We start from the raw sequence: 15369 nt of genomic DNA, 5'->3' as shown, positions 1-15369 counted from the left end.
AATCGTCCGCCGGGGCGGATCAGCCGAGTGCGTCGAGAGCGAACGCGACCCCGGAGGCGTCTTCGCTCGCGGCCCACAGCCGGGCCGCTTCGCCGCGGTCGTGAGCGCGCGGCTCGGCGGGGACGACGGCCGCAGGCCCGCGGAGCTGGAACCAGCCGGCCGGACCCCAGTACTGGCCGGACCGGACGTCGGTGCCGACGGCGGCGTGGACGAGCGGCACCGCACCGGCGTCCTTGCCCTGCGCGATCCAGCGTTGGCCCGGCCCGATCCAGGCGGGCTCGGCGCCCGAGGACGCAGAACCCGGTGTCCCGACGCCGTGGGCACCCGGACGGCTCGTCGCCGTGCGCCGTCCGGTCAGCGAGTCGAGCGCGAGGCCGGGGTGCGCCACGACGCTCGTCACCGGCGACCCGGCGTCGGCGAGCCGCTGCGCGAGTTCGAACCCGAAGAGCATCACGGCGAGCTTGCTCCGCGCGTACTGCCGGTAGCCGTTGTAGTGCCCGGCTCCGAGCGGGTCGTGGCGGTCGAGTGTCACCCAGCGGTGCGAGATGGACCCGAGGTGGACGACCCGACCACCCGTGGCGGTGAGCAGCGGGAGCACGAGACCGGTCCACGCGAAGTGGCCGAGGTGGTTCGTGCCGATCTGCAGCTCGTGGCCCTCGGCGGTGGAGCGTCGCTCGCGCGAGCCGACCACCCCGGCGTTGTTGAGGACCGCGTGCACGGGTCCGAGCGCCGCGAGCGAGTCGGCCGCGGACCGTACGGAGCCGAGGTCGGCGAGGTCGAGGTGCACGTGCTCGAGCGTTGCGTCGGGCACCACCGCCCGGATGCCCCGCTCCGCCGCGGTCGCCTTCTCGGGGTTCCGGGTCGCGAGGACGACCCGGTGTCCGGCGGCGGCCAGCTGCTCGGCGGCCTGGTACCCCAGGCCCGCGCTGGCGCCCGTCACCACCACCGTGCGACGGGCGTCGTCCGACGCCGACGGCTCCCCCGGCTCAGACGACATGGCCTGCGGACTCCATCTGCCGCAGCGCCTTCTTGAGGTCCTGCACCTCGTCGCGGAGCCGGGCCGCGAGCTCGAACTTCAGTTCGGCCGCGGCCTGCAGCATCTGGTCGTTCAGGTCGGCGATCGTCGCCTCGAGCTGGGTCGCGCCCTCGCCCGCGATGCCCTCGCGACGGAGGGACGGCGTGGGGGCACGTCGACCGTCCCGCACGCCGCCACCGCGACGCTCGAGGAGCTCGCGGGTGTCGTCGTTCTCGCGGTTCAGGACCTCGGTGATGTCCGCGATCTTCTTGCGGAGCGGCTGCGGGTCGATGCCGTGCTCGAGGTTGTAGGCGACCTGCTTCTCACGCCGCCGGTCGGTCTCCTCGATGGCCTGCTTCATCGAGTCGGTCATCTTGTCGGCGTACATGAGCACCTGACCCGACACGTTGCGGGCCGCGCGACCGATCGTCTGGATGAGCGACGTCGACGACCGCAGGAACCCCTCCTTGTCGGCGTCGAGGATCGCGACGAGGGAGACCTCGGGCAGGTCGAGACCCTCGCGGAGCAGGTTGATGCCGATGAGGACGTCGTACACGCCCTGGCGCAGCTCGGTCAGGAGCTCCACACGCTTCAGGGTGTCCACGTCCGAGTGCAGGTACCGCACACGCACGCCGGCGTTCCCGAGGAAGTCCGTCAGTTCCTCCGCCATCCGCTTGGTGAGGGTGGTGACGAGGACGCGTTCGTCCTTCTCGGTCCGCTGCTTGATCTCCTCGAGCAGGTCGTCGATCTGGCCGTCGCTCGGCTTGATGACGATCTCGGGGTCGACCAGGCCGGTCGGACGGATGATCTGCTCGACGACGCTGTCCGTGATGCCGAGCTCGTACTTGCCCGGGGTGGCGGACAGGAAGACCTTCTGCCCAACGCGGTCGAGGAACTCCTCCCACTTCAGCGGGCGGTTGTCCATCGCGCTCGGCAGCCGGAACCCGTGCTCGACGAGGGTGCGCTTGCGGGAGGCGTCGCCCTCGTACATCGCACCGATCTGCGGCACGGTGACGTGCGACTCGTCGATGACGAGGAGGAAGTCGTCCGGGAAGTAGTCGATGAGACAGTGCGGCGCTTCCCCGGGGCCGCGGCCCTCCATGTGCCGGGAGTAGTTCTCGATGCCCGAGCAGAAGCCGATCTGCTCCATCATCTCGATGTCGAACGTCGTGCGCATCCGGAGCCGCTGGGCCTCGAGCAGCTTCCCCTGGCCCTCGAGCTCGGCGAGTCGTTCGGCGAGTTCCTCCTTGATGGAGCTGATCGCCCGGTGCATGACGTCGGTGTCCGCGACGTAGTGCGACGCCGGGAAGATCGACACGGCCGGCAGGTCGTCGATGACGTTGCCCGTCAGCGGGTGGAGCGAGGACAGCGCCTCGATCTCGTCCCCGAACATCTCGATGCGGATCGCGTGCTCTTCGTACATCGGGATGATCTCGAGCGTGTCGCCGCGGACCCGGAAGGTGCCACGGGCGAAGTCGACGTCGTTGCGCTGGTACTGCATGCTGACGAACTTCCGCACGAGCTGGTCGCGCGAGATGGTCTGGCCGATGTGCAGCGCCACCGAGGCGTTCATGTACTGCTCCGGCGTGCCGAGGCCGTAGATGCACGAGACGGTGGACACCACGACGGAGTCCCGTCGGCTGAGGAGCGAGTTCGTCGTCGAGTGCCGGAGCCGCTCGACCTCGGCGTTGACGGAGGAGTCCTTCTCGATGAAGGTGTCGGTCTGCGGGACGTACGCCTCGGGCTGGTAGTAGTCGTAGTACGACACGAAGTACTCGACGGCGTTGTTCGGCATGAGCCCACGGAACTCGTTCGCGAGCTGCGCGGCCAGCGTCTTGTTGTGCGCGAGCACGAGTGTCGGCCGCTGCACCTGCTCGATCAGCCACGCCGTCGTCGCCGACTTGCCGGTACCCGTGGCGCCGAGCAGCACCACGTCCGTCTCACCGGCGTTGATGCGGCCCGCGAGCTCGGCGATCGCCGCGGGCTGGTCACCGCTCGGCGAGTACTCACTGACGACCTCGAACGGACGGATGGCACGCGTGGGCTTGACGGCGACTCCCATGCTGTCCACAGTAGGCGCGGCTGCCGACATCGGACGGTTCTGCTCGCCCACGGCGTACTGTCACCTGATAGCGGACTCCGAGGGTCCTGATCGGCGACGGTCGTAGCCTCCGGTCCGTTCAGCAACCCGACCGAAGAGGCCCCATGACCACGGCCCCCGCTGCGGCGCCAGCACCGATCCCGACGAAGGGCACCCCGTTCCGCGGACGCATCCGCGGCCGGGTGCTCGTCCTGCTCTGCTTCATGTACGCGATCTCGTACATCGACCGGACGAACATCTCCACGGCCCTGCCGCACATCACCGAGGAGTTCGGGCTCACCGAGTCCGCCGCCGGGTACGTCGTGGCCGCCTTCTCACTCCCCTACGCGCTGCTCCAGGTGTTCGGCGGGACGATCAGCGAGAAGGCGGGTCCGCGCCGCGCGCTCTTCGTCATCACCGTGGTGTGGGGCGTCGCGACGCTCTGGACCGGTCTCGCGGTCGGGTTCTGGACGCTGCTCGCCGCACGGCTCCTCCTCGGCCTCAGCGAAGCGGCCGCCTTCCCGTCCGCGACCCAGGCGATGAGCCGGTGGATCCCGCGCGACCGGAACGGCTTCGCGCAGGGCGTCGTGCACTCGGCCGCCCGCCTCGGCAACGCCCTCGCGCCCCTCCTCGTGGCGTACTTCATCGCGATCAGCGGATGGCGACTCGCCTTCTTCGCCACGGCCCTCCTGTCCGTCGCCTGGGGCATCGTCTGGTTCGTCGCCTTCCGGGACCGCCCCGAGGACGCCCGCGGGATCACCGCGACCGAGTTGGCGGAGCTCCCGCCCGTGGAGACCCGGGCGACCCGGCCGCCGGTCCCGTGGCGGGCCCTCGCGAAGCAGATCCTGCCGGTCTCCTTCGTCGACTTCGGCTACGGCTGGACGCTCTGGGTCTTCCTGACCTGGATCCCGACCTTCCTCAGCGACGAGTACGACCTCGAGATCACCGCCTTCGCGTGGTTCACCACCGCGGTGCTGCTCGCCGGCGTCGTCGGCGACACCGTCGGCGGCATGCTGAGCGACCGGATCATCCACCGCGGCGGGGACAGCCGCCACGCGCGCCGGGTGGTCCTGGTCGTCGGGCTCGGCGGATCACTCGTGTGCCTGCTGCCCCTGCTCGTCGCCGGACAGAGCCTCACCGTGGCCACGGTGTCGCTCGCGCTGTCGTTCTTCTTCCTCGAGCTCTGCAACGCGAACCTGTGGGCGATCCCGATGGACGTCGCGCCGCAGTGGTCGGGCACGGCTTCCGGCTTCATGAACACCGGCTTCGGCGTGGCGGGCGTCGTCTCGCCCATCGTCTTCGGCACGCTCATCGAGGCCTCCGGCTGGCAGATCCCGTTCGGGATCTCCTGTGCCCTCCTCGCGGCCGCCGCCGTCGTGGCGTGGGTGATGAAGCCTCAGCGGCTCACCATGACGGACGGGGTGCTCGAGACCGGTGTCCCGGCAGCGGAGCGCGGCGGGACCCACTGACCGCACGGCCGGGAGGCCCACAGCACCCCTGACCGGTAGGGCTGCTCAGGCGGCGGTGCGCGCGACGCGCCGTCGTGCGCGCGACGGGCGACCGGTGAGCGGCACGCTGAGCGGCGTCCACCGGAACACCTCGGTCACCGCGACCGACAGCACGAGGACGAGCACGACGGTCACGAGCGTCAGCCACGGCTTCGGCACCACGGCTTCGAGCCAGCTGTCCCCGTACAGCAGGATCCAGATCACGAACGGGTGGCTGAGGAAGATCCCGAACGACCGGTCCGAGGCGTAGTCGACGACCCGGGCCAGTGCGCCGTCGGCGCGGCGGCGGTCCGCCCACGCGGCGCCGATCGTCAGGAACCCGACGAAGACCGCGGTGCTCCACAGCACCTGGACGGGCTGCAGCGGAGTGCCGGCGGCGTAGAGGGACTGCCCGAGGCCGACCTGCACCCACCAGACCCCGAGCGTGACGGCACCGGCCCCGGCGAACGCCCACAGGACGGCCCGTCGGTGCTCGCGGATGAAGCGCAGGAACGCATCGGCGTGGTCCGCGGCGACGGCACCCGCCACGATGAAGAACACGTACGAGAAGAAGAACTGCTTCTGGTAGCCGTGCAACCAGTCGATCGAGTGCGGCTCGTACTTGTAGGCGGCGAAGACGGCCAGCTGGACGACGAACGAGACCACCAGGAGCGTGACGTGGTGCCGCCGGGTGACCCTGACCAACCAGACGATCGCCGGCAGGAGCAGGTACACCTGCATCGTCACGAGCAGGAAGTACAGGTGGTACCAGGCCGTCCCGGTGACGATCCCCTCGGCTGCGGTCGTCACGAGTGCCGGGACGTCCCCACGGGTCGTCCCGTCGATGAGCCAGGCCGCCACGACGTACACGAACGACCAGGCCAGGTACGGCACGCCGACGAGCAGGAAGCGGCGGGGCCAGAACTGCGCGAGCGGCCGTGGGCGGAGGGACCAGCTGTACACCAGGACGAACGCGGTCAGCGAGAAGAAGACCAGCCGGGTGAAGTGCAGCAGGCCGAGCACGGCGTAGAGCCCGACGTCGTCGGAGGCGACCGTGTGGCTCGTCGTGTGGACGCCGATGACGCAGGCGAAGGTGAGGATGCGCAGCACGTCGACCTCGTACAGGTGGCGCGGGCGCCCGGACGCCGTCCGCGTCGGCGTCTGCACACCCGTCGTCGTGCCCGTGGTGTCGGCCGCAGTGGCGCCGGCCGCAGTGCTGTCGGCCGCAGTGGTGCCGGCCGCATCGGTGGCGGTCGCACTCGTGCCGGTCGTTGCGCTCGCGGCGTCGTGCCCGGTCGGTGTGGGACGCGCGCTCACCGTGACTCGGCCATCGCTCGGACGCGGGCCCGCTGGACCTTGCCGGTGGGGGCGCGCGGGAGGTCGGGCACCAGGGAGATCTCGGCCGGCCGACGGAACCGGGTCAGGGCGGACTCCGCCAGCGCCGCGAGGTCCTCGAGCAGGCCCGCGGTGTCGACGTCCTCCTGCGCGATGACGTAGGCCACGGGGACGGCACCGAGCACGTCGTCCGGCCGCCCGACCACGACGGCCTCGAGCACGCGAGGGTCACGCAGCAGGACGTCCTCCACCTCCGACGGGTAGACCTTCTCGCCGCCGCGGTTGATGACGTCGTCGGAGCGGCCCGCGAGGGACACCCAGCCGTCCGGTGCGATCGACCCGAGGTCCCCGGTCGACAGCCACCCGTCGGCGTCGAACCGGTCGGCCGCGCGTCCACCCAGGTACGACCGGACGATGCCCGGTCCCCGTACCCAGAGCGCACCGATCTCGCCGGCCGGCAGCACCGCGCCGTCCTCGCCGCGGACCTGCACCTCGGAACCGACGGGCAGTCCGACGGAACCAGGCCGCGCCGGTGCGCCGAGCGGCGTCGCGGTGATCTGGCTGGCTCCCTCGGTCATGCCCCAACTCACGACGAGCGGGACGTTCCCGAGGGCGGCGCGCACCGTGTCGGGCAGCGGGGCCGACGCGCTCCGGACGAAGCGGAGCGTCCCCGGGAACGCCAACGGACCGGTCTTGGCGAGGACCGCGAGGACCGCGGGCACCGCGTTGAGCCAGGTGATCCGGCGCTCCTCGAGCAGTTCCCAGAAGCCGGTCCGTCGGAACCGGCGGTCGAGCACGAGCGTCGCGCCGGCGACGAGGGTGGCGAGGAGGCCCACGACCTCGGCGTTGACGTGGAACAGCGGCAGCGAGTTGAACCCGCGGTCGTGCTCGGTCAGCCGGTTGTGCTCCGCCACGGCGTGGGCGACGGCGAGCAGCTGTGACTCCGGCAGCTCGACGCCCTTCGGCGTCCCGGTCGACCCGGAGGTGAACAGGACGACCGAGCCCTGTCCGGGAGCGTCCGGCACACCCTCCGCCACGTCGCCGTCACGCACCCCGGTCGGGAGGTACGTGGCCGCGTCCACACCGGCGGCCGGCGCCCCGGGGACGGTCGCGTCCTCCGGACGGTCGGAGACGACCATGACCGCACCCCCGAGGAGGGCTGCGAGCCGAGCGGGTTCGGTGGCCGGCTGGCCGGTGTCGACCGGGACCGACCGGCGCCCGGAGGCGACCGCGGCGAGGTGGACGACGGCGAAGGCGAGCGGGTCGCTGACGTCGACGAGGACACCGCCGGAGGCCGGCATCCCGATCGCGTCGAAGGTGCGCGACCAGGCGGTCACGGCGTCGTGCAGCGCACGGTACGTGAGGACGCGGTCCGAGCGGGCGTCCTCGAGGTACGAGCGGTCGCCGTCCTGCTCGGCTCGGCGGCGGACGAGGTCGGCGAGCCCGGGCAGCGTCGGCGGTCCACCGACCGCGGTCGCCGGGTCGGCCCCGCTGTCGGGGACGCCCGGGGAGGTGGGAGAGGAGGGACCGCCGTCGTGCTGCACCGTCCCATCGTATTTCCGTCGCCTATGACCGCGCGGAGGGAACGTCGGGCGTGGGGAACCGGTGTAGCAACCACTGCCACAACGCGAGCATGTGCGGGTCGCCGTGCTCGTCGAGCGGGGTCGTGTCCTTGACCACCCGGGAGTGCGCGTGGCGGGCATCACCGCCGGGCAGCCTGGTCAGGATCGCGTGCGGGTCGGCCCCGGGACGTGGCGGAGCCGTCCGGGTCCGCCAGGGCTCGCCCGTGCCACCGGCGCCGCCCCGTCCCGCGAGCCCGAGCGCCGTCCACGAACCGGCGATCCGCGGTCGGTAGGAGTCGCGGACGTCGTCGAGCGCGTACATGCGGGTCGCCGGGGTCCGGCCGGGGCGGTCCATCCAGGCCGCGTGGACGGGACCGACGGACTCCACCGGCGCAGCGAACATCAGGGCACCGAGGACGGGCCGGATGTGGGCGATGTACGCGGCCTCGCCTCCGCCCTGTGAGTGGCCGGCGACGACGATGTCCCCCCAGGTGATGTCCTCGTCGGCCTGCACGAACCGCCCCCAGCCGCCGTCGGGGTCCACCTCGTCCAGGTGCGCCACCGCGTCCCGGAACCGCGACACGATCGAGCCCGCCGGGGTGACGCTGCTGTACTCCGAACTCCGGGTGCCGTCGAACCGGTTCCGCTGGACCTGTCCGTAGCAGCGCGCATCGGCCTCGCACGTCGCGGACAGTGTCTTGCCGAGGTTCCAGTAGTCGAGGCCGAGCACGTGGTACCCGTCGCCCAGCGCCGTCGTCAGGAAGCGCTGGTACTCGGCCGGCTTCGACCGCGTGGCCGGCAGGAACAGCAGCAGCGGACCGTCCGGTGTGGTCCGGGCGGCGAAGTCGTTCCGGTTCGGCGACAACCGCTCGCCGTCGATGGAGCCGAGACGGAAGCGGTGGAAGACGTCGTGCGGCGTCTCCTCGGGGCCGAGCGTGCGGTGCGGCAACCCCGGCCGCCCGCCCTCGGCGACCCGCTGCCCGCCGAGCACGTTCGCGCCGACGAGCGAGGCCAGACCGATCGCGACCAGGACGAGGACCGCGACGACGAGCAGGCGGTGATGAGCCCTCATCGGACGAGTCGGGCCCAGACCTCGTCCGCCGAGCGGATCGTGTCCTCGACCGAGCGGGTCGCGTCGACGACGTGGTCGGCGAGGGCGAGACGGACCGCGTCCGACGCCTGGGCGGCGACCCGCCGCTCGGCGTCCGCACGCGCCATGCCACGGTGCTCGACGAGCCGCTCGACCCGGACCGCGGCCGGGGCGTCGACGACCACGACGGCGTCGAAGCGCAGGGGGCGTGCGCCGGCCGCCTCGGCCAGGAGCGGCACGTCGTAGACGACGACCGCGTCGGGGTCCGCGGCCCCGGCGGCGTCGAACCGCTCCTGCGCGAGACGCCACACCTCCGGGTGGGTGATGCCCTCCAGGTCCTTCCGGGCGGCGGCGTCCGCGAACACGATCGCGCCGAGCGCCGGACGGTCGAGCTCGCCCTCCTCCGTCACGACCGCGGGGCCGAACCGCTCCCGCACCGCGGCGAGGCCAGCACTGCCCGGAGCGACGGCGTCCCGTGCGAGCTGGTCGGCGTCCACCACCACCGCGCCGTGTTCGGCGAACCGCCTGGAGACCGTCGACTTGCCCGCGGCGATGCCGCCCGTGAGTCCGATGATGCGCACGACGACAGCGTGGCACGGACGGCTCCACGAACGCCGGAAGCCCGGCCCGACCGCCCCGTGCGGGACGATCAGGACCGGGCTCCGGTCAGTGCGACTCGATCAGTCGATCGAGCGGTGCTCAGTTGGTCGAGCTGAGCTTCTCACGGAGTGCCGCGAGGGACGCGTCGTCGGCGAGGGTGCCGGCGCCGGTCGTCTCGCTCGTGAACGACGACGAGGCAGCGGCCGGGAGGTCGAAGCCACCCTGCGCCTCTTCGGTGAGCGACTTGGCGACCTGGGCCTTGTGGGCCTCCCAGCGGGCCTGGGCGGCAGCGTACTGACGCTCCCACTCCTCGCGCTGGGTGTCGTAGCCCTCGAGCCACTCGTTCGTCTCCGGGTCGAAGCCCTCGGGGTACTTGTAGTCACCCTTGTCGTCGTACTCGGTCGGCATGCCGTAGAGCGCCGGGTCGAACTCGGTGCTCTCCGGGTCGACGCCCTCGTTGGCCTGCTTGAGGCTGAGCGAGATGCGGCGACGGTCGAGGTCGATGTCGATGATCTTGACGAACACCTCGTCGCCCACGGACACGACCTGCTCGGCGAGCTCGACGTGCTTGTTCGAGAGCTCCGAGATGTGCACGAGACCCTCGATGCCGTCCGCGACGCGGACGAACGCACCGAACGGCACGAGCTTCGTGACCTTGCCCGGCGCGATCTGACCGATCGCGTGGGTGCGGGCGAAGACCTGCCACGGGTCTTCCTGCGTGGCCTTGAGCGAGAGCGACACGCGCTCGCGGTCCAGGTCCACCTCGAGGATCTCGACGGTGACTTCCTGACCGACCTCGACGACCTCGCTGGCGTGCTCGATGTGCTTCCAGCTGAGCTCGGAGACGTGGACGAGACCGTCGACGCCGCCGAGGTCGACGAACGCACCGAAGTTGACGATCGACGAGACGACGCCCTTGCGGACCTGGCCCTTGTGGAGGTTGTTGAGGAACGTGGTGCGCGACTCGGACTGCGTCTGCTCGAGCAGGGCGCGGCGCGAGAGGACCACGTTGTTGCGGTTCTTGTCGAGCTCGAGGATCTTCGCCTCGAGCTCCTGACCGAGGTACGGCGTCAGGTCGCGGACACGGCGCAGCTCGATGAGCGAGGCCGGGAGGAAGCCGCGGAGGCCGATGTCGACGATGAGACCGCCCTTGACGACCTCGATGACCGTACCGGTCACGACACCGTCGGACTCCTTGATCTTCTCGACGTCGCCCCATGCACGCTCGTACTGTGCACGCTTCTTCGACAGGATCAGGCGGCCTTCCTTGTCCTCCTTCTGGAGGACCAGGGCCTCGACCTCGTCACCGACGTTGACGACCTCGTTGGGGTCGACGTCGTGCTTGATCGAGAGCTCGCGCGAGGGGATGACACCCTCGGTCTTGTACCCGACGTCGAGGAGGACCTCGTCGCGGTCGATCTTCACGACGGTGCCGGAGATGAGGTCTCCGTCGTTGAAGAACTTCAGGGTCTTCTCGACCTCGGCCAGGAAGTCATCAGCCGAGCCGATGTCGTTGATGGCGACCTGCTTGGGAGCCTTGGTCGTGGTGGTTGTCATGTAGAGATTGCTCCGAACGGACATGAGTCGGGCCAGGCGGCGAGGGAGCGACCCCCGGTCCGCGATCCGGTCCTGCAGGTCGTGCGACCTGTCGGACCCGGTGCGAGCCACCGTGGCGGTGTGTGTTGTTGGCGCGGATTGCGCCGCACAAGTCTATCCAGCGGGACCGGCGCCCACAACCGGGCGTGTCACGGTCAGCCGACGAGCGCACTCCGCAGCGTGTCGAGCCCGACGCCGCCGAGTGCCAGGGCGCGGTGGTGGAACGCCTTGAGGTCGAAGGACGACCCCTCGCGGGCGGCCACGTCGTCCCGGATCGACTCCCAGACCCGCTGCCCGACCTTGTACGACGGGGCCTGACCCGGCCACCCGAAGTAGCGCGCGACTTCGAACTGCACGAACGCGGGGTCCATGTTGACGTTCCGCCCCATGAAGTCGAGCGCGTACTCCCACGTCCAGCCGCCGCCGTCCGGGTTGGTCTTCTGCAGGTGCACCCCGATGTCGAGGACCACGCGGGCCGCGCGCATCCGCTGACCGTCGAGCATGCCGAGGCGGTCGCCGTCGTCGTCGAGGAACCCGAGCTGCTCCATCAACCGCTCGGCGTACAGCGCCCAGCCCTCGACGTGTCCCGACGGACCGGCGAGTTGGCGCCGCCAGGTGTTGAGCTCGCCGCGGTTGTACACGGCCTGGCTGATCTGCAGGTGGTGCCCCGGGACGCCCTCGTGGTAGACCGTCGTCTTCTCCCGCCAGGTGCCGAACTCCGTGACGCCCTGCGGGACGGACCACCACATCCGCCCGGCGCGCGAGAAGTCGTCCGACGGGCCGGTGTAGTAGATACCGCCCTCCTGGGTGGGCGCGATCCGGCACTCCAGGCGCTTGATCGGGTCGGCGATGTCGAAGTACCGGCCGTCCATCGCCCGGATCGACTCGTCGCTGGTCTCCTGCATCCAGGCGCGGAGGGCGTCCGTGCCGTGCAGGACCCGCGACGGATCGGCGTCGAGGACCTCGATCGCGCGGGCGACGCTCGCGCCGGACTCGATGCGGTCCGCGATCCGCTCCTGCTCGTCGCGCATCCGGGCGAGTTCCTCGATGCCCCACTCGTACGTCTCGTCCAGGTCGACGACGGCGCCGAGGAACCGGCGGGAGTGCAGGGCGTAGTCGTCGCGACCGACCGCGTCGACCGGGGTCGAGAGCGGCAGGACGTCGTGCTGCAGGAAGGCGCCGAAGGACCGGTAGGCGGCCGCGGCGACCTCGGCCCCGCGCGTCAGTTCGGCGCGCAGCTGCTCCGGGACCGGCGCCCCGCCCTCGAGCGCGGCGCCGTCGACGAGCTGCCGGAAGAACCCGTCCGGTGCGCCGTTCCGGCCGGCCTGTTCGGCGATGAGCTCGACCTGGCGCTTCGCGGCGGTGACGCCCTCGCGGGTGCCCTCGAGCAGCGTCTCCCGGTACCCCTCGAGGGCGTCCGGGAGGGCCTGCAGACGTCCGGCGACGTCCTGCCAGTCGTCCGTCGTGGCGGTCGGCATGAGGTCGAACACGTCCCGGAGGGACTGCGCGGGGCTCTGGATGACGTTGAGGTCCCGGAGGTGCAGCCTCCGCTCGTACGACTCGACGGTCAGGTCCAGCTCGGATCCGAGGTCGGCCTTCGTGACCCGGTCGACGTCGTCGCGGGCGTCGGCGGCGTCCAGTGCACGGCGGGCGGCGCGAGCGGCGTCGGCGAGGGCCGCGGCACCCGCCGGGGACGTGTCGCCGTAGGAGTCGGTGCGCCCGGGCACACCGATGTACGTGGCGACCGTCGGGTCGAGCTCGACGAGCGTGGTGACCCACTGCTCGGCGACCTGGTCGACGGCGGACGGCTGGCGGACGGGACGGTCATCGCTCATGTCGTCGACCCTACCCAGCCCCGCTCCCCCGGTCACCGGAGGCGAGCGGCGGGCGGTCCGACGGACAGTGCGCCACGGTCAGTGCGCCGCCGACTCCCAGTTCCGGCCGACGCCGACCGACACGTCGAGCGGCACGCTCAGCTCGGCGGCACCGCCCATGCGGGTCCGGAGGATCTCCTCGACGCGCTCCTGCTCGCCGGGCGCGACCTCGAGGATGAGTTCGTCGTGCACCTGCAGCAGCAGCCGGGAGCCGAGGTCGCCGTCGCGCAGGTCTGCGTCGACCCCGAGCATCGCGATCTTCATGATGTCCGCCGCGGATCCCTGGATGGGCGCGTTCAGGGCGGCACGCTCGGCGTTCTCGCGGAGCACCCGGTTCGGGCTCTTCAGGTCCGGGAACGGTCGACGACGGCCAAAGATCGTCTCGGTGTACCCGTCCTCGCGGGCCTGCTCCACCACGTTCCGGAGGTAGTCCCGCACGGCGCCGAAGCGGGCGAAGTACTCCGTCATGAGCGTGCGGGCCTCGCTCTGCTCGATGCGGAGCTGCTTCGAGAGCCCGAACGCGCTGAGGCCGTACGCCAGGCCGTAGGACATCGCCTTGACCTTGGTGCGCATCTCGGGGCTGACGTCGGACGGTTCGACGCCGAAGACGCGGGCGCCGACGAACCGGTGCAGGTCCTCGCCCTCGTTGAACGCCTGGATCAGGCCGGCGTCCCCGGACAGGTGCGCCATGATCCGCATCTCGATCTGCGAGTAGTCGGCCGTGAGCAGTGTCGTGTACGGCTCGGCGACGGCGAACGCGGACCGGATGCGGCGCCCGACGGCGGTCTTCACCGGGATGTTCTGCAGGTTCGGGTCCGTCGAGGAGACACGTCCGGTGCTCGTGCCGGTCTGCTCGTACCGGGTGTGGATGCGACCGTCGACGACCGCGGCGTCGAGGGTGTCGACGATCTGCCGGAGCTTCGTGGCGTCGCGGTGCTGCAGCAGCAGTCCGAGGAACGGGTGCGGGTGCTGCTCCTGCAGGTCGGCCAGGCTCGCGGCGTCCGTGGAGAACCCGGTCTTCGTCTTCCGGGTCTTCGGCATCGCGAGCTCGGTGAACAGGACCTCCTGCAGCTGCTTCGGCGACCCGAGGTTGACCTCGTGCCCGATCTCCGCGAAGGCCTGCTGCGCGAGCTCGGCGGCGCGCTCCCCCAGCTCGTGGGAGAGCCCGGTGAGCACCGGTCGGTCGATCCCGACGCCGGTGGTCTCCATCCGCGCGAGCACCGCCGTCAGCGGGAGCTCGATGTCGTCGAGCACCGTCAGCGAGCTCGGGTCGATGCGGGCACGCAGGGCCGTGGTGACGCGGAGCACGTACCAGGCGTGCACGCCGACGTTGACCGGCTCCGTCTCGGGGACGAGCTGGTTCGGGTCGGCGGTCGGCAGCTCCTCGCCCAGTTCCTGGTACACGAGGTCCGCGAGGGGCTGCCCCTGCTTGCCGGGGTTCGCGAGCCAACCGGTGATGCGGGCGTCCCCTGCGACGCCCGCGATCGTGAACCCCGCGGTCCCGAGCGCCTTGATCGCGGCCTTCGCGTCGTGGAAGTGCTTCGGGGCGTCCGAGGCGAACCACGTGGCCAACTGCTCGTAGTCCAGCGCCCCGCTGCCGCCCGGCACGAGGACGGCGTCGTCGTGGGTGGCGATGCCGATCGCGCTCAGACGACCGTCGATGACCTCGACCGCGACGCCGTACCCGTTCTCGGCGTCCGCGGCGTCCTTCCGCTCGAGCCAGTGACCGAGTTCCTCGTCGATGAGGGTCTTCACCGGCGGCGGCGTGGGACCGGCGTCCTCGACGGTGCCGTCGGTGGTGACGGCGTCGGCCGCGTCCCCGCCGCCCACCACCTTGAAGACGCGGTCGAGCAGCGTGCGGAACTGCAGGGTCGCGAACAGCTCGCGGACCGCGGCTTCGTCGAGCGGTCGGAGGGCGACGTCGGCGGGACCGACCGGCAACTCGACGTCGGTGACGAGCCGGTTCAGCTTCCGGTTCCGGATCGCCCTGTCCTTCTGCTCGCGCAGGTTGTTGCCGACGACGCCCTTGATCTCGTCGGCGTGCTCGAGCACGCCGTCGAGCGAGCCGTACTGCGTGATCCACTTGACGGCGGTCTTCTCGCCGACCTTGTCGATGCCGATCAGGTTGTCGCTCGTCTCACCGACGAGGGCGGCGATGTCCGGGTACTGGTGCGGCTCGATGCCGTAGCGCTCGTACACCTTGTCGCGGTCGTAGCGGGTGAGCTCGGAGACCCCGCGCACGGACGGGTACAGCAGCGTGACGTCGTCGTTCACGAGCTGGATCGAGTCGCGGTCGCCGGACACGACGTACACCTGGTACCCCTGGTCGGCGCCCTGCTTCGAGAGGGTCGCGAGGATGTCGTCGGCCTCGAAGTCCTCCTTCGTGACGGTGGTGATGCCCATCGCCTCGAGCGCCTGCTGCAGGAGCGGGATCTGGCCCTTGAACTCCGCGGGGGTCTCGGAGCGCGTGCCCTTGTAGTCCTCGTACTCCCGGGTGCGGAACGAGAACCGGGAGATGTCGAACGCGACCGCCAGGTGCGTCGGCTTCTCGCGCTGGAGGAGCATGAGCAGCATCGAGATGAAGCCGTGGATGGCGTTCGTGTGCTGCCCCTCGCGGTTCACGAAACTGTCGACCGGGAGGGCGTAGAACGCCCGGAACGCGAGCGAGTGGCCGTCGATGACCATGAGGGTAGGCTTTGCGGAGTCCGACACCCGGACAGCCTACCGACG

At 70.9% G+C, this 15369-nt stretch carries 10 protein-coding genes; 1 reads left to right on the top strand and 9 read right to left on the bottom strand.

Annotated features, from left to right (window positions below):
* Positions 1–19: 19 nt before the first annotated feature.
* Positions 20–997 (bottom strand): SDR family NAD(P)-dependent oxidoreductase, encoded by a 978-nt coding sequence (locus tag DEJ32_RS02460; RefSeq protein WP_110900202.1) that lies wholly within the window; start codon positions 995–997, stop codon positions 20–22.
* Complete coding sequence (gene uvrB, locus DEJ32_RS02455; RefSeq protein WP_110825030.1) at positions 987–3077, bottom strand: excinuclease ABC subunit UvrB; 2091 nt, start codon at positions 3075–3077, stop codon at positions 987–989. The genes DEJ32_RS02460 and uvrB overlap by 11 nt, the downstream gene beginning before the upstream one ends.
* Before the next feature lie 143 nt (positions 3078–3220).
* Between uvrB and DEJ32_RS02450 the strand changes: the two genes are divergently transcribed.
* Positions 3221–4564: an MFS transporter gene (locus tag DEJ32_RS02450; protein ID WP_110891281.1), complete on the top strand. Its 1344-nt coding sequence runs from the start codon at positions 3221–3223 to the stop codon at positions 4562–4564.
* 45 nt (positions 4565–4609) lie between these two features.
* Here the strand turns inward: DEJ32_RS02450 and DEJ32_RS02445 are convergent, their stop codons facing one another.
* The 7 genes from DEJ32_RS02445 to polA all read right to left on the bottom strand — a co-directional run bounded on the left by DEJ32_RS02445 (position 4610) and on the right by polA (position 15351).
* Positions 4610–5899: an acyltransferase gene (locus DEJ32_RS02445; RefSeq protein ID WP_110900201.1), complete on the bottom strand. Its 1290-nt coding sequence runs from the start codon at positions 5897–5899 to the stop codon at positions 4610–4612.
* Positions 5896–7461, bottom strand: coding sequence for a class I adenylate-forming enzyme family protein (locus DEJ32_RS02440; protein ID WP_181420562.1), 1566 nt, complete (start codon positions 7459–7461; stop codon positions 5896–5898). Before DEJ32_RS02440 ends, DEJ32_RS02445 begins: the two co-directional genes overlap by 4 nt.
* 22 nt (positions 7462–7483) lie before the next feature.
* The gene (locus DEJ32_RS16110) at positions 7484–8551 is read right to left on the bottom strand and encodes a hypothetical protein (RefSeq protein ID WP_181420561.1); all 1068 of its coding nucleotides are present in this window, start codon (positions 8549–8551) and stop codon (positions 7484–7486) included.
* Positions 8548–9150 carry a dephospho-CoA kinase gene (gene coaE / locus DEJ32_RS02435; protein ID WP_110900199.1) on the bottom strand — a complete coding sequence of 201 codons (603 nt, stop codon included), beginning with the start codon at positions 9148–9150 and terminating at the stop codon, positions 8548–8550. Before coaE ends, DEJ32_RS16110 begins: the two co-directional genes overlap by 4 nt.
* Positions 9151–9268: 118 nt before the next feature.
* Positions 9269–10726, bottom strand: a complete 1458-nt coding sequence (rpsA, locus tag DEJ32_RS02430; protein WP_110825035.1) for a 30S ribosomal protein S1 — start codon at positions 10724–10726, stop codon at positions 9269–9271.
* A 194-nt stretch (positions 10727–10920) separates the two neighbouring features.
* The gene (locus DEJ32_RS02425; protein WP_110825036.1) at positions 10921–12600 is read right to left on the bottom strand and encodes a DUF885 domain-containing protein; all 1680 of its coding nucleotides are present in this window, start codon (positions 12598–12600) and stop codon (positions 10921–10923) included.
* Between the two features lie 78 nt (positions 12601–12678).
* A complete protein-coding gene (gene polA, locus DEJ32_RS02420) occupies positions 12679–15351 on the bottom strand; it encodes a DNA polymerase I (protein WP_110900198.1) in 2673 nt (890 codons plus the stop codon).
* Positions 15352–15369 lie beyond the last annotated feature (18 nt).

Origin of the sequence: Curtobacterium sp. MCPF17_046, from assembly GCF_003224295.1 — a bacterium.
Taxonomy (GTDB): Bacteria; Actinomycetota; Actinomycetes; order Actinomycetales; family Microbacteriaceae; genus Curtobacterium.
The sequence above is the reverse complement of the archived record's forward strand: the minus strand, read 5'-3'. Positions and strand labels throughout refer to the sequence as shown.

Bases quoted from the DNA above. Each gene is read 5' to 3' on its own strand.
- DEJ32_RS02460 (WP_110900202.1), bottom strand. From the start codon at position 997: ATGTCGTCTGAGCCGGGGGAGCCGTCGGCGTCGGACGACGCCCGTCGC.
- uvrB (WP_110825030.1), bottom strand. From the start codon at position 3,077: ATGGGAGTCGCCGTCAAGCCCACGCGTGCCATCCGTCCGTTCGAGGTC.
- DEJ32_RS02450 (WP_110891281.1), top strand. From the start codon at position 3,221: ATGACCACGGCCCCCGCTGCGGCGCCAGCACCGATCCCGACGAAGGGC.
- DEJ32_RS16110 (WP_181420561.1), bottom strand. From the start codon at position 8,551: ATGAGGGCTCATCACCGCCTGCTCGTCGTCGCGGTCCTCGTCCTGGTC.
- rpsA (WP_110825035.1), bottom strand. From the start codon at position 10,726: ATGACAACCACCACGACCAAGGCTCCCAAGCAGGTCGCCATCAACGAC.
- DEJ32_RS02425 (WP_110825036.1), bottom strand. From the start codon at position 12,600: ATGAGCGATGACCGTCCCGTCCGCCAGCCGTCCGCCGTCGACCAGGTC.